The organism is Variovorax sp. EBFNA2 (assembly GCF_033802765.1).
GTDB lineage: Bacteria > Pseudomonadota > Gammaproteobacteria > Burkholderiales > Burkholderiaceae_C > Variovorax > Variovorax paradoxus_H.
This window is the reverse complement of sequence record NZ_CP138496.1, coordinates 4060325-4077759: the sequence shown is the minus strand read 5'-3', so window position 1 is coordinate 4077759 and position 17435 is coordinate 4060325. Positions and strand designations below refer to the sequence as shown.

The following is a 17435-nucleotide window of genomic DNA, read 5'->3' as shown; positions in this document are numbered from 1 at the left end:
GAGGCAGGGGCTCGCAAGGGCCGCTGCCTCCCCTCCCTTTTTTTGTGCCCGCTCTTCGCGGGGCTCGCTTGCGGATTACTTCGACCGGTCCGAATCCACGAGGTCCCAGGCCAGGCCCGCGAGCCAGCCGATGCCCACCAGCCACGCGCCGGCGTGCACGGTGTCGATGTCGGCGGGGGCCAGCCAATGCACCAGCAACGCGATCAGCAGCCCGGCGATGGCGCCGAGGCAGGACCAGGGGGAGCTGAGGGCTTCGAGCATGCCAGGGCGACTGTAGCGGCGCTCTTTCGCGCCCGCATCGGTCGGATTCGGCGCACTGAGAACCTTTGGATTCAATCGAATGGCTGGCGTCCGAGCGGCCGGCCCATTTGTTCACCGCTCAAAAAATGAGCAATGTGTCGAATCTCTTTGTAAAACAACAACTTGCATTCGTTTTACAAAGCTCCACCCCAGTTACCCCCAAAGTTGCCCACAGAAAGTGGGGATTGAAGCGGACTTCTGCACAACCGGCGGCAAGTCGTTGGTTTGAAAGGGCGGCCTAGCACAGGCAGCCCCCTGTTTTTTCACTTGACTTTCTTGTTTTGCAGCCATTTTTGGACCTCTTGGCCGCCAGAGTTGTGCACTGCAAAATTTTTAAGCAGACTAACTATTCCCCTTATAAAACAACAACTTGCGACGGCTTTACAACGCGACCCCTGACTTACCCCCAAAGTTGTGCACAGAAAATGGGGAAGACATCGGGTTTCTCACAAGCCGCCTGCAAGTGCCTGTTTTTGGCCGGAAATCGGGCCGTCAGCCGGTTTCGACCTGCGCGCTGGCGTAGTGCTGGCACAGCGTCTCGACCAGCGCCTGCGCGTACACGGGCAGGGCGGCGCGGTCGCGCACGAGCAGGTAGCGTTCGCGCACGCACCACGGGTCGCTGAGCTCGACCAGCGCGAGCTGCATGCTGTCCTGGTTGCGTCGCGCGGCCGACTCGGGCACCACGCCGATGCCCACGCCGCTGCCGATCATCCGGCACATGGCGTCGAAGCTGCCGAGCTGGATGCGCAGCTTCTGGCGCTTGCCCAGGTTGTCGGTGATCTGCCCCAGGAAGGCCTGCAGCGTGCTGCCTTGCTGCATGCCGATGGCGTCTTCGTCAAGCGTCTCGGCGAACGAGATGCGGCGGCGCCGCGCAAAGCGGTGCTGGCGCGAGGTCACGAGCACCAGCCGGTCGGTGCTGAAGTGGATGGTGTCCAGGCCCAAGGTGTCCATCTGGCCGGCGACGATGCCAATGTCGGCGCGCCCGTCGCGCACGCCGCGCGGGATCTGAGCATTCGGTTTTTCCTGAAGGTCGACGTTGATGCGCGGGTTGGCGGCCAGGAAGCCGGGCAGGATCTCGGGCAGGAAATCGGTCACCGCCGTGGTGTTGGCGAACACGCGCAGGTGGCCGCGCAGGCCGCCGCCGTACTCGAGCAGGTCGGCACGCAACTGATCGGCCTGGTGCAGCACCAGCCGCGCGTGGTGCAAAAAAGCCTCGCCCGGCGGCAGCAGCCGCACACCGCGGGCCTCGCGCTGCAGCAGTTGCAGGCCGGCCTGGGTCTCGAGCGCCTTGATGCGCGCGCTGGCCGCGGCCAGCGACAGGTGCTGGCGCTCGGCCGCCCGCGTGAGGTTGCCGAGCTCGGCCGTGGCCACGAACAGGCGCAGGTCGGTGAGGTCGAAAAGCATGGGGCGATGGTAGCCAAGCCTTCGGAATTTCAGAAGCCTGGGTTCCGAAATCGCAGATTGCGCAGGCGGGGCCGGCAGCAGACCATGCGGCCATGGAGACACACAACACCACCCCTGCCTTGCGGCTTCGCGCCAAGGCGCTGCTCGCTTTCGGCCTCACCGCCACCGCCTTGCTGGCCGCCAACCCGGCCGCCGCTCAAACCTACCCTTCGCGCCCCATCACGCTCGTCGTGCCGCAGGCCGCGGGCGGCACCAACGACATCGTTGGGCGCCTCGTGGGCCAGAAGCTCGGCGAGGTGTTGAACAACGCCAGCGTGGTGGTCGACAACCGCCCCGGCGCGGGCGGCAACATCGGCACGCAACTGGTCGCCAAGGGCCCGAAGGACGGCTACACGCTGCTCATGACGATCAGCAGCAGCCAGGCGATCAACCCCGCGCTCTACAAGAATCCGGGCTTCGATCCCGAGAAAGACTTCAAGCCCGTCGGCCTGATCGGCGCCGTGCCCAACGTGCTGCTGGTGAACCCGTCGTTCCCCGCGAAGAACTTCGCCGAATTCTTGAAGCTGGCGCGCGAGAAGGGCGCCAACTACCAGTACGCCTCGGCCGGCAACGGCACGCTCAACCACCTGCTGGGCGAAATGCTCAACAGCATGGGCGGCATCTCGATGCAGCACGTGCCGTACAAGGGCGTGGCGCCTGCCATCAACGACGTGCTCGGCGGGCAACTGCCCATCGTGTTCGCGAGCCTGCCTTCGGCGCTCGCGCACATCAAGGCCGGCAAGCTGCGCGCGCTGGCCGTGAGCGGCGAAAAACGCTCGCCCGTGCTGCCCGACGTGCCCGCCATCGCCGAGCAGGTGCCGGGCTACAACGGCACGCTGTGGATCGGCTTGTTCGCGCCCGCGGGCGTGCCCGCCGACGTGCTCGCCACCTTGCAGGACGCGACGCGCAAGGCGCTCGCGGCCAAGGACCTGCGCGACAAGCTCGACCAGCAAGGTGTCGAGATCGCGGCGCCCACGTCGCCCGAACAGTTCTCGGCGCTGCTGCGCAGCGACCTCGCCAAGTGGGCGCGCATCGTCAAGGCCTCGGGCGCCGCGGTCGATTGACCCATCGACTCATTTCTCTTCTTGCCACACACGCCATGACATCTCCACTGATCGACGCCGAAGCTCTCGCGCGGCTGCAGGCCTGGCAGGGCCGCAGCGAAACGCTGCGCGACGACCTCACCGCCGCGCCCGTGCGCGGCCTGTCCGCCACGCTCGACCGCGACGACCCGTTGCCCGAGGCGGGCACGCGCCTGCCCGCGCTGTGGCACTGGCTCTACTTCCTGCCGCACCACCGCCAGTCGGAGATCGGCGACGACGGCCATGCGAAGCGCGGCGGCTTCCTGCCGCCCGTGCCGCTGCCGCGCCGCATGTGGGCCGGCGGCCGGTTGACGTGGGAGCCGGGCAATCCGCTGCAGGTGGGCGATGCGGTCGAGCGCACGTCGACCATCGCGTCGGTCACGCACAAGGCCGGGCGCACGGGCGAACTGGTGTTCGTGCTCGTGCGCCACGAGGTGCGCAATGCGCGCGGGCTCGCGCTGACCGAAGAGCACGACATCGTCTACCGCGCCGCCGCCGCGCCCGGCGAAGCCACGCCGCCGCCCACGCCGGCACCGAAAGACGCCGCCTTCAGCCGCGACCTCGTGGCCGACGACGTGCTGCTGTTTCGCTACTCGGCGCTGACCTTCAACGGCCACCGCATCCATTACGACCGCCGCTACGTGACGCAGGTCGAGGGCTACCCGGGCCTCATCGTGCACGGGCCGCTGATCGCGACGCTGCTGGTCGACCTGCTGCGCCGCAACGCGCCGGCCGATGCGCAGCTCGCGCGCTTCGAGTTCCGCGCCGTGCGCCCGACCTTCGACATCGCGCCGTTCCGCGTGCACGGCAAGCCCGCCGAAGGCAGCACCGACGGCAAGACCTTCAGCCTGTGGGGCGAAGACGCCGAGGGCTGGCTCACGATGCAGGCGACCGCCGTGCTCGCCTGACGCAAGGAAAGAAAGACGCCCATGACAAGACCCCTGGACGGCATCACCGTCATCTCGCTCGAGCACGCCATCGCGGCGCCGTTCTGCACCCGCCAGCTCGCCGACCTCGGCGCGCGCGTCATCAAGGTCGAGCGCCCCGGCGGCGGCGACTTTGCGCGCGCCTACGACGAGCGCGTGAACGGCGAGGCCTCGCACTTCGTGTGGGTCAACCGCTCGAAGGAAAGCCTCACGCTCGACCTCAAGCAGCCCGCCGCGCTCGCGGTGCTGCAAGAGCTGGTGGCCGGCGCCGACGTGCTGGTGCAGAACCTCGCGCCCGGCGCCGCCGCGCGCATGGGCCTGGGCGCGCAGGTGCTGCAAGAGAAGCACCCCGCGCTCATCGTCTGCGACATCTCGGGCTACGGCGAAGACGGCCCGTACCGCGACAAGAAGGCCTACGACCTGCTGATCCAGAGCGAGGCCGGTTTCCTGTCGGTGACGGGCACGCCAGACGACCCGTGCAAGTCGGGCAACTCCATCGCCGACATCGCGGCGGGCATGTACGCCTACACCGGCATCCTCGCGGCGCTGATGCAGCGCGGCAAGACGGGCAAGGGTTCGCACATCGACGTGTCGATGCTCGAATCGCTCGCCGAGTGGATGGGCTACCCGATGTACTACGCCTACGACGGCGCAGCGCCGCCGCCGCGCAGCGCCGCCTCGCACGCCACCATCTACCCCTACGGCCCGTTCCCCGCGGGTGACGGCGGCACCGTGATGCTGGGCCTGCAGAACGAGCGCGAGTGGCGCGCCTTCTGCGACAAGGTGCTGCTGCGCCCCGAGCTCGCGACCGACCCGCGCTTCGACAGCAACGCGCGGCGCAACGAACACCGCGAGGCGCTGCGCACGCTCATCGTCGACACTTTCGGCGCGCTGAGCGCGGCGCAGGTGCTCGAACGGCTCGACACGGCGCAGATCGCCAATGCGCGCATGAACGACATGGCCGGGCTGTGGGCGCACCCGCAGCTGCAGGCGCGTGAACGCTGGCGCCAGGTGGGTTCGCCGGCCGGCGACATTCCGGCGCTGCTGCCAGCCGGTCGTCAGAGCGCGTTCGACTACCGCATGGACCCGGTGCCGGCGGTCGGACAGCACACGGACGCCATCTTGCGCAGCCTGGGCCGTGGCGACGACGCGATCGCGACGCTGCGCGCGGCCGGGGCGGTATGAGCGAGTCCGCAAAGCAAGCGCTGGCGTTGGCGCGCGCCTTTCTCTTCGTGCCGGCCGACCGGCCTGAGCGCCATGCGCGCGCCTTGGCGACGGGCGCGGGCGCCGTGATCATCGACCTCGAAGACGCCGTGGCGCCCGCGCGCAAGGCCGAAGCGCGCGACGCGCTCGGTGCCTCGCTCGCAGCGCTGCCCGCCGGAGGGCGAGGGCGGCTGCTCGTGCGCGTGAACGCCAGCGGCACGCCGTGGCATGACGACGACTGCGCGCGCGCAGCCGAATGGATCGCCGACGGACTCATCGCCGGCGTCGTGCTGCCCAAGGCCGAGCATGCCGACGAACTGCATCGGCTGGCCGCCACGGTCGGACCGAAGGCCGTGCTGGTGCCGCTCATCGAATCGGCCGCGGGGCTCGCCGCAGTCGATGCCATCGCGGGTGCGCCGCAGGTGCTGCGGCTGGCCTTCGGTCATCTCGATTTCCAGGCCGACCTCGGCATGGCCTGCGACGCCGACGAGGTCGAGCTGGGGGCCGTGCGCCTCGCGCTCGTGCTGGCGTCGCGCCGAGCGGGGCTCGCCACGCCCATCGACGGCGTCACGCCCGACTGGCGCGATGCGCAGCGTCTCGCCGCCGACACCGCGCGCGCCCGGCGCGGCGGCTTCGGCGCCAAGCTCTGCATCCATCCCGAGCAGGTCGCCCTCGTGCAGGCCGCGCTCGGGCCCACGGCCGACGAGGTTGCGTGGGCGCACCGCGTCACCGAGGCCGTGCGCGCGGCCGGCGGCGGCGTCGTGAGCCTCGATGGCCGCATGGTCGACGGGCCTGTGGTGCGGCTGGCCGAGCGCTGGCTGGCATTGGCGGCACCGCAAGGCCCAAGCGATTCATCGCCGGCCCACTGATTCATCGACAAACCAAAAGGAGACAAAGAAGTGAACGCAACGAAGACCTGGAAACTGAAAGCCCTCATCGCGGCCTCGGCGGGCGCCTGCCTGCTCGCCGCCGCATCGCCCGCCGCCGCGCAGGCCGCGTGGCCCGACAAGCCCGTCGTGATGGTCGTGCCGTACTCGGCCGGCGGCCCCACCGACGTGGTGGCGCGCATGCTCGCCGTGCCCATGGGCAAGTCGCTCGGCCAGACCGTGGTGGTCGAGAACACCGTGGGCGCGGGCGGCACCATCGCACCGACCCGCGTGGCCAAGGCGGCGCCCAACGGCTACACCATCCTCATCCACCACATGGGCATGGCCACCGCGCCCGCGCTGTACAAGAAGCTCAACTACGACCCGCTGAAAGACTTCGAGTACATCGGCCAGGTCATGGACGTGCCGATGACCCTGCTGTCGCGCAAGGACTTTCCGGCCAACAACTTCAAGGAGCTGCTGGCCTACGTGAAGACGAACAAGGACAAGGTCTCGCTCGCCAACGCCGGCATCGGCGCCGTCTCGCAGCTGTGCGGCATGCTCTTCGCGCACCAGATCGGCGTGCAGCTCACGACCGTGCCCTACAAGGGCGCAGGCCCCGCACTCAACGACCTGATGGGCGGGCAGGTCGACCTGCTGTGCGACCAGACCACGCAGACCGCGCCCGTCATCAAGGACGGCCAGCGCGTGAAGGTGTTCGGCGTGACCACGCCCAAGCGCCTGTCGAGCATGCCCGACATTCCCACGCTCGACGAGCAGGGCCTCAAGGGCTTCGATGTGAAGGTGTGGCACGGCGTGTACGCGCCCAAGGGCACGCCGCCGGCTGTGATCGACAAGCTCAATGTGGCCCTGCGCGCCGCGCTGCAGGACGACAACGTGAAGAAGCGCTTCGCCGAGTTGAGCACCGAGGCCGTGCCGATGGACAAGGTCACGCCCGAGGCGCTGCGCAGCCACCTGGCGGCGGAGATCGAGAAGTGGGGGAAGGTGATCCGGGCTGCGGGGGTGCAGGCGGATTGAAGACGGCAGCTTGAGAGGTTGGGGGTCAGGGGCCGCAATGCCCCGGGCTCACAGCTTCTTCTTCATGTAGGCGAGGTAGTTGCCGCGCGCGTAGTTGTCGATGCGGGCGAACTCTTCATAGCCTTGCTTCAGGTAGAAGCCTCGCGCCTGCCACTCGAAGGTTTCAAGCGCGGCATTCCCGGCACCCAGCGCCTTGCCGCGCGCTTCCGCTTCGGCGAGCAGGCGGCGGCCCAGGCCAATGCCTCGGGCTTCCTCTTCGACGAACAGCACGTCGATGCGCAGCCATTCGAGGAACACGAAACCGCGCAGGCCACCCATCAGGCGGCCCTGTGCATCCTTGGCGTTCAGCCACACGGGTTGGCTCTCGGGGTACTCGCCGACGAAACCGTAGTTGAACTCGCGCAACCGGCGGCCCAGGAGCGGACCTCTTCTTCGGAGGCGGCCGATATCACCGTCTCGGTCATGCGTCACCGGCCGTCTGCAATGTCTCCTCGAACAGCTTCAGCAACAGTCGCGCGAACACATCCATGTTCCACGGCCGGTCGGTCGCGCCGGTTTCGATCGTGCGGCTGACCACGAGGCCGTCCGCGCCGGTCACGGCGATGCAGACATGCCCGGGCGCGTCGCCGTACGGGCTGCCCGACGGCCCCGCCGCACCGCTTTCGCAGAGGCCCCACTTCGATCGATGCGCATCACGGATGCGGCCCGACATGAAGCGCGCATAGGGCTCGGTCTCGCCGCGCATGTCGCCCATGTCTTCGGGCGTGAGACCGAGCAGGGCCTTTCCGGCGCGGCGCGAATAGATGACCGCGCCGCCCAGGAAGTACGCCGAGGCGCCCGGCACCGCGAGCAGCGCGGCCGAGACGAGCCCGCCGGTCGACGATTCGGCGACCGCCACCGTCTGGCGCCGCTCGCGCAGCGTCGCTCCCACGCGGGCGGCGAGCACGGCAAGCGGTTCGAGATCGGAGAAGTCGGGCGTGGACATGGAGGTCGAAAGAAGTAAGAAAGAAGAAATGACCGACCGTTCGATCGATCCAACAAACGAAAGAAAGAACGATCAGGCGGTTGTGCCCGCACGCGACCCGGGCCGCCGCACATACGACGGCGCGCGCTCGTGGCTCGAGGTGTGGCCGTACACCGTGTCGGCCGGGTAGTACTCGGCCTGCAGCTGCACCTTGGCCGCCGCTTCCTCACCCGCGGCATGCGCGATGAAGGCCAGCATCAGGTCGGTGCCGGCCGAGACGCCGGCCGAGGTCCACACATGCCCATCCTGCACGAAGCGTTGCTCGACCACCTTCACGTCGCCGAGCGCGCGCAGGCGGTCGAGCGATCCCCAGTGCGTGGTGGCGGTGCGGCCCGAGAGCAGGCCGGCCGCATGCAGCACGAAGGCGCCGGTGCACACCGACATCAGCGCCTTGCAGCCGGGCGCCTGCGCGGCCACGAACTGCACCATCGCGGGGTTGTCGACCTCGCGCCGCGTGCCCATGCCGCCGGGCACGAGCAGGAAGTCGAGCGGCGGGCAGTCGGCAAACGACACATGCGGGTTGATCGACAGCCCCTTGGCGCAGACGACCGGGCCGTGCGTTTGCGCCACCACCAAGCAGTTGGCAGGGCCGCCAGCGAGCTTGCTCCACATGGTGAGCATTTCCCAGGGACCGATGAAATCGAGCTCCTCGACCTCGGGGAAGACGATGATTCCGAAATTCATGCGTGCGAACTCCTGGGTGGCTGGATGGGAGGGGGGCCGGCAGGGGCCGTGTCACGGTCGCGCAGCCGCAAGCATATAGAGTGCCGCCGAGGCGATGTCCGTGACAGCTGGTTGCAAGCTTGGCTCAGTGTTCTCCCTCAGGGTTGTGTGGCCTGAAAATGGCTAGAGTGAAGGCGGCCGTTCAGGCTTTTTGCTAGCTTCAATCAAGGAAATCTCATGAGCAAGAAAGTTGCATATGTCACCGGAGGCATGGGTGGCATCGGAACAGCCATCTGCCAGCGTCTGCACAGGGACGGGTTCACCGTGGTCGCAGGTTGCGGCCCCACGCGCGACCATGCCAAATGGCTGGCCGAACAGAAAGCCGAAGGCTTCGAGTTCCATGCGTCGGTCGGCAATGTCGGCGACTGGCAATCCACCGTCGAGGCTTTTTCCGCCGCCAAGGCGGCCCACGGGCCGATTGACGTGCTCGTCAACAACGCCGGCATCACGCGGGACCGCATGTTCCTCAAGATGACGCCGGAAGACTGGAGCGCGGTCATCGAGACCAACCTCAACAGCATGTTCAACGTCACCAAGCAGGTGGTGGGCGACATGGTCGAAAAGGGCTGGGGCCGCATCATCAACATCAGCTCTGTGAATGGCGCCAAGGGCCAGGCGGGCCAGACCAACTACTCGGCCGCCAAGGCCGGCATGCACGGCTTCACGATGGCGCTGGCGCAGGAGCTGGCCAACAAGGGCGTCACCGTGAACACCGTGAGCCCGGGCTACATCGGCACCGACATGGTCAAGGCCATCCGCCAGGAAGTGCTCGACAAGATCGTGGCGACCATTCCGGTCAAGCGCCTGGGCGAGCCGAGCGAAATCGCTTCCATCATTTCGTGGCTCGCCACCGATGAAGGCGGCTACAGCACCGGCGCCGACTTCTCGGTCAACGGCGGCCTCCACATGCACTGAGCATGCGCGCCGCACCCTGAAAACAAAACCCGCTTCGGCGGGTTTTTTCATTGGGGCCGAAGCCACAACCATTTCAACCATCGAAAGCACCCGAGTCGAAGATGGCGCAACAAGTCAAACGGCGGTCGGAGGCGAAAGCCCCCGACCGCCGTGAAAGCGCCCGAAGGCGCACGCTTCAAGCCAGATCGAACCGGTCCAGGTTCATCACCTTGGTCCAGGCGGCCACGAAGTCATCGAGGAACTTCTGCTGGCTGTCGGAAGCGCCGTAGACCTCGGCAATGGCGCGCAGCTGCGCGTTGGAGCCGAACACGAGGTCGACGCGCGTACCGGTCCACTTGAGTTCGCCGGTCTTGCGGTCGCGGCCTTCGTATTCTTCCTTGGTGTCCGACACCGCCTTCCACTCCGTGCCCATGTCGAGCAGGTTGACGAAGTAGTCGTTGCTCAGCGTGCCGGGCGTCTTCGTGAAGACGCCGTGGCGGGTCTGGCCGACGTTGGTGTCGAGCACGCGCAGGCCGCCGACCAGCACGGTCATCTCGGGCGCGGTGAGCGTGAGCAGCTGCGCCTTGTCGATCAGCAGCGCTTCGCCGGGCACGCTGTAGCGGCCCTTCAGGTAGTTGCGGAAGCCATCGGCCGCGGGCTCCAGGGGTTCGAACGACGACACGTCGGTCTGTTCCTGCGAGGCATCGGCGCGGCCCGGCGAGAAGGGCACCTTCACCTCACGGCCGCCGTTGCGCGCAGCCTGTTCGACACCTGCGCCGCCGGCCAGCACGATCAGGTCGGCCAGCGAGATCTGCTTGCCGCCGGCCTGCGCTGCGTTGAATTCGCCACGGATGCCTTCGAGCACCGTCAGCACCTGCGCGAGTTGCTCGGGCTGGTTGACGGCCCAGTCCTTCTGGGGCGCCAGCCGCACGCGGGCGCCGTTGGCACCGCCGCGCATGTCGGAGCCGCGGAAGGTGGAGGCCGAGGCCCAGGCCGTCGACACCAGCTGCGCGGGCGTGAGGCCCGAGGCCAGCACTTTCTTCGTCAGCGCGGCGACGTCTGCGGCATCGACCAGCGGATGGTCGACGGCCGGAATCGGGTCTTGCCAGACGAGTTCTTCGGCCGGCACCTCGGGCCCGAGGTAGCGGGCGCGCGGGCCCATGTCGCGGTGCGTGAGCTTGAACCAGGCGCGCGCGAAGGCGTCGGCGAACTGGTCGGGGTTGGCGAGGAAGCGGCGCGAGATTTTTTCGTAGGCCGGGTCCAGGCGCAGCGACAGGTCGGTGGTGAGCATGGTCGGCGCGTGGCGCTTGGTGGCGTCGTGCGCGTCGGGAATGGTGCCTGCACCGGCGCCGCCCTTGGCGACCCACTGGTGCGCGCCGGCGGGGCTCTTGGTCAGCTCCCACTCGTAGCCGAACAGGTTCTCGAAGAAGTTGTTGCTCCACTTCGTCGGCGTGGTGGTCCAGGTCACTTCGAGGCCGCTGGTGATGGTGTCGCCGCCCTTGCCGGTGCCGAAGCTGTTCTTCCAGCCGAAGCCCTGGTCTTCGAGGCCGGCCGCTTCGGCCTCGGGCCCGACGTGCGAGGCTGGGGCCGCGCCGTGGGTCTTGCCGAAGGTGTGGCCGCCGGCGATGAGCGCCACGGTTTCCTCGTCGTCCATGGCCATGCGGGCGAAGGTGTCGCGGATGTCGCACGCCGCGGCGATCGGGTCGGGGTTGCCGTCCGGACCTTCGGGGTTCACGTAGATCAGGCCCATCTGCACGGCGGCCAGCGGGTTCTCCAGGTCGCGGGTGTGCGGCACCTTGCTGTCGTCGTCCTTGACGAGCACGCCGCGGTCTTTCTCGACGCCGGGCGAGCCCTGTGCGTAGCGCACGTCGCCGCCGAGCCAGGTCTTCTCGCGGCCCCAGTACACGTCCTGGTCGGGTTCCCACACGTCGGCGCGGCCACCGGCGAAGCCGAAGGTCTTGAAGCCCATGGTTTCGAGCGCGACGTTGCCGGTGAGGATCAGCAGGTCGGCCCACGAGATCTTCTGGCCGTATTTTTGCTTGATCGGCCAGAGCAGGCGGCGCGCCTTGTCCAGGCTCACGTTGTCGGGCCAGCTGTTGAGCGGCGCGAAGCGCTGCTGGCCCCGGCCGGCGCCGCCGCGGCCGTCGCCGATGCGGTAGGTGCCGGCGCTGTGCCAGGCCATGCGCACGAAGAGCGGGCCATAGTGGCCGAAGTCGGCCGGCCACCAGTCTTGCGAATCGGTCATGAGCGCGGCGAGGTCTTGCTTCACCGCGGCGAGGTCCAGGCTCTGGAAGGCCTTGGCGTAGTCGAAGCCGGTGCCCAGCGGATCGGATTTGGCGGAGTGCTGGTGCAGCAGGTCGAGGCGCAGCTGCTCGGGCCACCAGTCGCGGCTCGTGGTGCCGGCGCCGGTGGCCTGGCTGAACGGGCACTTCGCTTCGGTCTTCTTCTCGTTGCTCATGGGGGAGGCTCCTGTGTGAGGGTGTGACGGGGGACCGCTCAAATTCTCAGTGAGAAAGATGTCGGCGCACATAGAACTGCTAAATGCTTGCGATAGGCGGCGCGAGTGGCAAAAGGGTGTAGGCGCGGGCCGCGCGAAAGCCTGCGGGCTTCAAAGGTTGGGGGTCGTTCCTGCAAAATGGACCGATGCCCCACAGCGTCTCGCTCATCAACACGATTGCCGCCGGCCTGGGGTTGGCGCTGGTGTTCGGCTTTCTCGCGGCGCGGCTGCGGCTGCCGGCGCTGGTGGGCTACCTGCTGGCGGGCGTGATCATTGGCCCGTTCACGCCGGGCTTCGTGGCCGACGCGGGCATTGCCGCGCAGCTGGCCGAGATCGGCGTGATGCTGCTGATGTTCGGCGTGGGCCTTCATTTCTCGCTGGCCGACCTGCTCGCGGTGCGCAAGATCGCGCTGCCCGGCGCCATCGCGCAGATCGTCGTTGCCACGCTGCTCGGCGGCGGCTTGGCCGTGTGGTGGGGCTGGAGCTGGGGCGCGGCGCTGGTGTTCGGGCTGGCGCTGTCGGTGGCGAGCACGGTGGTGCTGCTGCGCGCGCTGGAAAGCCTGGGCATCCTCGATTCGTTCACGGGCCGCATCGCCGTCGGCTGGCTGGTGGTCGAAGACCTCGCGATGGTGCTGGTGCTCGTGCTGCTGCCGCCGCTGGCGGGCGCGCTCGGCGGCACCAGTGCCGACAGCAACGGCGCGCCGGTCTGGCAGACGCTGGGCCTCACGCTGCTGCAGGTCGGCGGCTTCGTGCTGCTGATGCTCGTGGTCGGGCGGCGCGTGTTCCCGTGGATCCTCTGGCAGGTCACGCGCACCGGCTCGCGCGAGTTGTTCACGCTGTGCGTCGTGGCGGCGGCCGTGAGCATCGCCTTTGCCTCGGCGGCGCTGTTCGGCGTGTCGTTCGCGCTGGGCGCCTTCTTCGCCGGCATGGTGATGCGCGAGTCGCAGTTCAGCCACCGCGCGGCGCAGGAATCGCTGCCGCTGCGCGACGCGTTCGCCGTGCTGTTCTTCGTGTCGGTCGGCATGCTGTTCGACCCGTCGGTGCTGGTGGACCGCCCGCTGCAGGTGCTGGCCGTGGTGCTCGTCATCGTGCTGGGCAAGTCGCTCGCGGCCTGCGCGCTGGTGCTGGTGTTCCGCTACCCACTGGCCACGGCGCTCACGGTGAGCGCGAGCCTGGCGCAGATCGGCGAGTTCTCGTTCATCCTCGCGGGGCTGGGCGTGATGCTCGGCCTGCTGCCGGTGGAAGGGCAGAGCCTGGTGCTGGCCGGCGCGCTGATCTCCATTGCCACCAACCCGCTGTGGTTCAGCCTCATCGCGCCGCTGCAGAAATGGCTGCACGCGCATTCGAAGTTCGCGCGCGAACTCGACATGCGCAGCGACCCGCTGGCCGAGCTGCCGATGACCACCGAGGCCAGGTACCTGTCGCGCCAGGTCGTGCTGGTCGGCTACGGCCGCGTGGGCCGGCGCATCGCCGCCGAGCTCGAGACCAACGACATCCCCTACGTGGTGGCCGAGCAGAACCGCGAACTGGTCGAGAAGCTGCGCGAGGCCGGCGTTCCCGCCGTGTGGGGCGACGCCGCCGACCCGGCCGTGCTGATCCAGGCGCATGTGGCGCGCGCCCGCGTGCTCGTGGTGGCCACGCCCGACGCCATGAACGTGCGCCAGATGATCGAAACCGCCCGCACGCTGAACCCGACCATCCAGACCGTCGTGCGCAGCCACAACGAGCAGGAAGCGCGCTTGCTGGCCGACGAAACCGACGCGAAGGTGTTCCTCGGCGAACAGGAACTCGCCCAGGCCATGGCCCGTGATGTGGTGCAGCGCGCCGCGGCGATGGCGGTGCCGGCCTGAAGGCCGACGGGCCTGGCTACAGGTCTTCGATCACCAGCGTCCGGTAGCGCTGCGCCATCGAATAAGGCACGGTGCGCACCATTTCCATCACGCGCTCGGTGATCGCGCCGTCCTTGGTGCGGATCAAGAGGCCCGTGTGGCCGTCGCGTGCGAGCTTGGTGTAGGCGCGCACGGTGGCGCCGTCGGTGCCGGCGGAGGGCAGGGGGTTGTCGGAGTCCGCAACGGTGGGCGTGATCTCTTTCAGGATCGTCTCGGCGGGCAGCAGGTAGACCTCGTCGCCGCTCACGATGCCCTTGTCGATCAGGCCGTGGCCGATGCGGTTCGCGTCCTCCGCGCTGGGAAACATCACCAGGGCATGGCCGCTCGGGTAAAACGCGCCGCCGATGCTCGAGCGCATGTTGGGTTCAAGTGTGAAATGTTTCATGCTGCGTCCTTCTTCTGGTGCCGCTCCCTGCTCCTAACATAGGCGTCGCAACGGGCCGCCTCTGTAGGAGAAGCCCGAATACTGACAACCGCTGGCGCCTTTCATTCGTTCCAGGGGTGGCTCTTTCCTCTTTTCACTCCTTGCCTGCTGCCGTCATGCCTTCGCCTTCGCCTGCGTCCAGAGACATCGCACTCACCGTCCATGAACTGGAAGAGGGGGAGTTCTATTGGGTGCTCATGGAAGCCGTCGATGGCTCGCCCGGCGACATCACCCATGAGTACGCGCCACTCGAAGCCGCCCACCAGCCCTACGCCACCTATTCGAACGCGCTGGTGGCCGGCGTGGCGGTGCTGCGGCGGTTGTTCGGGCCCGACGGCAAGCCGGTCTGAGGCCGCCACGGGGAGGCGCTCCCTATAATCCCGGCGGTCGGAAACATTGGTTCACACCGGTGTGATCCGACACCCCACGGTTCGAAGGTGCCCTGCACGACCAGTCACAGGACTGGCGGCGGGGTTAAACGGGAAGCAGGTGCGAGGCGTCTATTTTTTGAACGACGCTTCCATTCCTGCGCTGCCCCCGCAACGGTCAGCGGATATCGACACCCTCAGGCCCCGGCGATCTTTCGCCCGGGCAGCCACTGCGCTTCGGCGTGGGAAGGCGAGGGTGTCGGCGCCCAGGTGCATTCATTTCGATGTGCACCCCGACGCACTCCGCGAGCCCGGATACCGGCCTTCGCAACCGCCTTCGGACGCTGCGGGAGAGCGTGTCCGGGCCTGCCGCTTTTCCCTCGCGCGAAACGGCACCGCCCCCAGCCTCTTTTCCCGCTTCGTCCTTGATCGGTCAGGAGCCTGCGGGGACGCGGGCCGGAGAAAAATCGAATGAATCAGGCATCGCCGCCTTTGCGCGATCGCCCGGGCCTGCCGGGCCTTTCAGCGCTTTCGCTGGGGCTCGGTCTCGCATGCGGGCCAGCCATTGCCCAATCGGGTGAGGGTGACGCGGCGGGCCGCCCCAGCCTCGCGCCCGTGCAGATCGAGGCCAGCCGCCACACGCCGCTGGCCCTGGACGAGCCCACGCAAACGGGCAGCCGCCTGGGCCTCACGCCGCTCGAAACGCCCGCCAGCATCGAGGTGCTCACCGGCGACACGATCCGCGCACGCGGCGACGTGTCGGTGGTCGAGGCCGCGAGCCGCGCCACCGGCATCACGGGCGCGCCCGCGCCGGGCAACGGCGGCTCGTCGCTGTCGGCACGCGGCTTCAACGGCCATGGCTCGGTGATGCAGCTGTACGACGGCACGCGCCTGTACGTGGGCGCGGGCACCGTCACCTTTCCGTTCGACACCTGGTCGACCGACCGCATCGAGGTGCTGCGCGGCGCCGCCTCGGTGATGTTCGGCGAGGGTGCCATCGGCGGCGCGATCAACGTGGTGCCCAAGAAACCCACGCGCGGCCCGATTCAGAACGAGGCGCTCGTGACCGTGGGCTCCGACGCCACGCGCCAGGTCGCTTTCGGCAGCGGCGGGGCGGTCAACGACAGGCTGTCGTACCGCTTCGACATCAGCCACCGCAGCACCGACGGCTTCATGGTGCGCGGCGAGGCCGAGAGCCTGGCGGTGGGCGGCGCGGTGCGGCTCGACGTGTCGCCGCAGCTGCAGTTCACGCTCTCGCACGACGAGGGCCGCCAGACGCCGCAGCGCTATTTCGGCGTGCCGCTCATCAACGGCCGCGTGAGCCGCCTGAACCGCGAACAGAACTACAACCTCGACGACGCCGAGGTGAAGTACCGCGACCGCTGGACCCGCCTCGATGCGCAGTGGACGCCCAACGACGCCGTCACCGTGCGCAACCAGCTGTACCGCCTGGACAGCAAGCGCCACTGGCGCGACAGCGAAACCTACACCTACAGCGCCACCACCAACCGCGTGACGCGCGGCGACTACCTGGAGATCGGCCACGACCAGGAACAGATCGGCAACCGCACCGACGCCACCTTCAGGCATGCGCTGTTCGGCCTGAAGAACCAGGTGCTGGTCGGCTTCGACGTGAACCGCATCGACTTCCTGAATGCGAGCGACACGCCCTACGGCGGGCGCTCGGTGGTCGACGCCTTCGTGTTCAACCCCGGCTCCTACGTGTCGCCCACGGCCTACCTGCCGCGCTACAAGACGGAGACCCGCACCTACGCCTTCTTCGCCGAAGACAAGCTGGCCTTCAATGAACAGTGGTCGGTGGTAGGCAGCCTGCGTTGGGACCACGCGAAGATCGTGCGCACCGATCCGCAGAACCGCGCCCCGCGCCTGGACAAGACCTTCGAATACGCCACGGGCCGCCTCGGCGTGGTCTACGCGCCCGACGCCGCGCAGTCGTTCTATGCGCAGGTGGCGCGCGCGGCCGATCCGCTGACCGGGCTCATCAGCACGTCGGCCACGCAGGTGCCGTTCGAACTCAGCACCGGCAGGCAGGTCGAGGTGGGCTACAAGCGCCAGCTGGCCGAAGGCCGCGGCGCGTGGAGCGTGGCGGCCTACCGCATCGAGAAGAACAAGCTGCTGTCGCGTGACGCGAACGACCCGACGGTCGTGCAGCAGGTCGGCAAGCAGTCGTCCGAAGGCATCGAAGCGACGCTCGACCTGGCGCTGACCTCCACGCTGCGCCTCGAAGCCAACGCCGCGCGGCTGCGAGCGCGCTATGACGACTTCAACGAACCGGTCGGCAAGTCGCTGGTCTCGCGCGCGGGCAACACGCCGGCCGGCGTGCCCGAGGTGGCGGCCAACCTGTGGCTGCACTGGCGCTTCCTGCCGCAGTGGGAGGCCGAGTTCGGCGTGCGCCACGTCGGCGCGCGGCAGGCCGATGCGGCCAACACGCGGCAGATCGGTTCGTACACCGTGGCCGACGCGGGCGTGAGCTGGCAGGCGAACCCGTCGCTCAAGCTCGCACTGCGCGCGTTCAATCTGGCCGACCGCAAATACCCGGTCTCGTTCTCGAATGGCGGCAACCAGTGGCTGCTGGGCCGGCCGCGCTCGTTCGAGCTGTCGGCGCTGGTGAGCTTCTGAATGCGCGGCCATGAAGTTCGCAGATCGATGCACAGGACCGCCGCCCTGGCGGTGGTTCCACTGACGCGGACTTGCGCAAGCCAGTCCCTCCCCCAACAATCAACTTTCGCACTTCGGT

Annotated in this window: 16 protein-coding genes and 1 riboswitch; of the genes, 9 read left to right on the top strand and 7 right to left on the bottom strand. The window is 68.2% G+C overall.

Features of this window, described 5'->3' with window-relative positions:
- Positions 1 to 75: 75 nt before the first annotated feature.
- Positions 76 to 336, bottom strand: coding sequence for a hypothetical protein (locus tag RZE79_RS19305; RefSeq protein WP_319356043.1), 261 nt, complete (start codon positions 334 to 336; stop codon positions 76 to 78).
- A gap of 456 nt (positions 337 to 792) precedes the next feature.
- Entirely contained in the window at positions 793 to 1704 is a 912-nt protein-coding gene (locus RZE79_RS19300) for a LysR substrate-binding domain-containing protein (protein ID WP_319356041.1), read from the bottom strand.
- A gap of 92 nt (positions 1705 to 1796) precedes the next feature.
- Between RZE79_RS19300 and RZE79_RS19295 the strand changes: the two genes are divergently transcribed.
- The 5 genes from RZE79_RS19295 to RZE79_RS19275 are packed head-to-tail and all read left to right on the top strand — an operon-like array spanning position 1797 to position 6858.
- Positions 1797 to 2807, top strand: coding sequence for a tripartite tricarboxylate transporter substrate binding protein (locus RZE79_RS19295; protein WP_373696491.1), 1011 nt, complete (start codon positions 1797 to 1799; stop codon positions 2805 to 2807).
- Positions 2808 to 2842: 35 nt separating this feature from the next.
- Positions 2843 to 3733: a MaoC family dehydratase N-terminal domain-containing protein gene (locus RZE79_RS19290; RefSeq protein WP_319356039.1), complete on the top strand. Its 891-nt coding sequence runs from the start codon at positions 2843 to 2845 to the stop codon at positions 3731 to 3733.
- A gap of 21 nt (positions 3734 to 3754) precedes the next feature.
- Positions 3755 to 4936, top strand: coding sequence for a CaiB/BaiF CoA-transferase family protein (locus RZE79_RS19285; protein ID WP_319356037.1), 1182 nt, complete (start codon positions 3755 to 3757; stop codon positions 4934 to 4936).
- Positions 4933 to 5823 carry a CoA ester lyase gene (locus tag RZE79_RS19280; protein WP_319356035.1) on the top strand — a complete coding sequence of 297 codons (891 nt, stop codon included), beginning with the start codon at positions 4933 to 4935 and terminating at the stop codon, positions 5821 to 5823. Before RZE79_RS19285 ends, RZE79_RS19280 begins: the two co-directional genes overlap by 4 nt.
- A 30-nt stretch (positions 5824 to 5853) precedes the next feature.
- On the top strand, positions 5854 to 6858 hold the full coding sequence (locus RZE79_RS19275; protein WP_153283568.1) for a tripartite tricarboxylate transporter substrate binding protein BugD: 1005 nt from the start codon (positions 5854 to 5856) through the stop codon (positions 6856 to 6858).
- 48 nt (positions 6859 to 6906) lie between these two features.
- On the opposite strand, the gene RZE79_RS19270 is transcribed toward RZE79_RS19275, so the two are convergent.
- The 3 genes from RZE79_RS19270 to RZE79_RS19260 form a co-directional block, all read right to left on the bottom strand.
- Positions 6907 to 7263, bottom strand: a complete 357-nt coding sequence (locus RZE79_RS19270) for a GNAT family N-acetyltransferase (RefSeq protein ID WP_319356032.1) — start codon at positions 7261 to 7263, stop codon at positions 6907 to 6909.
- 55 nt (positions 7264 to 7318) lie between these two features.
- Positions 7319 to 7843 carry a CinA family protein gene (locus RZE79_RS19265; protein ID WP_319356030.1) on the bottom strand — a complete coding sequence of 175 codons (525 nt, stop codon included), beginning with the start codon at positions 7841 to 7843 and terminating at the stop codon, positions 7319 to 7321.
- Between the two features lie 72 nt (positions 7844 to 7915).
- Positions 7916 to 8566: a DJ-1/PfpI family protein gene (locus RZE79_RS19260; RefSeq protein ID WP_153283571.1), complete on the bottom strand. Its 651-nt coding sequence runs from the start codon at positions 8564 to 8566 to the stop codon at positions 7916 to 7918.
- A gap of 216 nt (positions 8567 to 8782) precedes the next feature.
- Between RZE79_RS19260 and phbB the strand changes: the two genes are divergently transcribed.
- Positions 8783 to 9520 (top strand): acetoacetyl-CoA reductase, encoded by a 738-nt coding sequence (phbB, locus tag RZE79_RS19255; protein ID WP_013542260.1) that lies wholly within the window; start codon positions 8783 to 8785, stop codon positions 9518 to 9520.
- 175 nt (positions 9521 to 9695) lie between these two features.
- On the opposite strand, the gene katG is transcribed toward phbB, so the two are convergent.
- Positions 9696 to 11957 (bottom strand): catalase/peroxidase HPI, encoded by a 2262-nt coding sequence (gene katG / locus RZE79_RS19250; RefSeq protein WP_319356027.1) that lies wholly within the window; start codon positions 11955 to 11957, stop codon positions 9696 to 9698.
- A gap of 185 nt (positions 11958 to 12142) precedes the next feature.
- Here katG and ybaL point away from each other — a divergent pair, with 185 nt between their 5' ends.
- Positions 12143 to 13846, top strand: coding sequence for a YbaL family putative K(+) efflux transporter (gene ybaL, locus RZE79_RS19245; protein WP_319356025.1), 1704 nt, complete (start codon positions 12143 to 12145; stop codon positions 13844 to 13846).
- Between the two features lie 16 nt (positions 13847 to 13862).
- On the opposite strand, the gene RZE79_RS19240 is transcribed toward ybaL, so the two are convergent.
- Complete coding sequence (locus RZE79_RS19240; RefSeq protein WP_319356023.1) at positions 13863 to 14270, bottom strand: hypothetical protein; 408 nt, start codon at positions 14268 to 14270, stop codon at positions 13863 to 13865.
- A 155-nt stretch (positions 14271 to 14425) separates the two neighbouring features.
- Between RZE79_RS19240 and RZE79_RS19235 the strand changes: the two genes are divergently transcribed.
- Together RZE79_RS19235 and RZE79_RS19230 are read left to right on the top strand one after the other, a co-directional pair.
- Complete coding sequence (locus tag RZE79_RS19235; protein ID WP_153283576.1) at positions 14426 to 14659, top strand: hypothetical protein; 234 nt, start codon at positions 14426 to 14428, stop codon at positions 14657 to 14659.
- A gap of 68 nt (positions 14660 to 14727) precedes the next feature.
- A riboswitch (cobalamin riboswitch) is annotated at positions 14728 to 15019 on the top strand.
- A 129-nt stretch (positions 15020 to 15148) separates the two neighbouring features.
- A complete protein-coding gene (locus RZE79_RS19230; protein ID WP_319356020.1) occupies positions 15149 to 17317 on the top strand; it encodes a TonB-dependent receptor in 2169 nt (722 codons plus the stop codon).
- Positions 17318 to 17435 lie beyond the last annotated feature (118 nt).

Coding starts and splice junctions, on each gene's coding strand:
- RZE79_RS19300 (WP_319356041.1), bottom strand. CDS start 1,704: ATGCTTTTCGACCTCACCGACCTGCGCCTGTTCGTGGCCACGGCCGAG.
- RZE79_RS19265 (WP_319356030.1), bottom strand. CDS start 7,843: ATGTCCACGCCCGACTTCTCCGATCTCGAACCGCTTGCCGTGCTCGCC.
- RZE79_RS19260 (WP_153283571.1), bottom strand. CDS start 8,566: ATGAATTTCGGAATCATCGTCTTCCCCGAGGTCGAGGAGCTCGATTTC.
- katG (WP_319356027.1), bottom strand. CDS start 11,957: ATGAGCAACGAGAAGAAGACCGAAGCGAAGTGCCCGTTCAGCCAGGCC.
- ybaL (WP_319356025.1), top strand. CDS start 12,143: ATGCCCCACAGCGTCTCGCTCATCAACACGATTGCCGCCGGCCTGGGG.
- RZE79_RS19280 (WP_319356035.1), top strand. CDS start 4,933: ATGAGCGAGTCCGCAAAGCAAGCGCTGGCGTTGGCGCGCGCCTTTCTC.
- RZE79_RS19290 (WP_319356039.1), top strand. CDS start 2,843: ATGACATCTCCACTGATCGACGCCGAAGCTCTCGCGCGGCTGCAGGCC.
- RZE79_RS19235 (WP_153283576.1), top strand. CDS start 14,426: ATGCCTTCGCCTTCGCCTGCGTCCAGAGACATCGCACTCACCGTCCAT.
- RZE79_RS19295 (WP_373696491.1), top strand. CDS start 1,797: ATGGAGACACACAACACCACCCCTGCCTTGCGGCTTCGCGCCAAGGCG.
- RZE79_RS19230 (WP_319356020.1), top strand. CDS start 15,149: ATGAATCAGGCATCGCCGCCTTTGCGCGATCGCCCGGGCCTGCCGGGC.
- RZE79_RS19240 (WP_319356023.1), bottom strand. CDS start 14,270: ATGAAACATTTCACACTTGAACCCAACATGCGCTCGAGCATCGGCGGC.
- phbB (WP_013542260.1), top strand. CDS start 8,783: ATGAGCAAGAAAGTTGCATATGTCACCGGAGGCATGGGTGGCATCGGA.
- RZE79_RS19285 (WP_319356037.1), top strand. CDS start 3,755: ATGACAAGACCCCTGGACGGCATCACCGTCATCTCGCTCGAGCACGCC.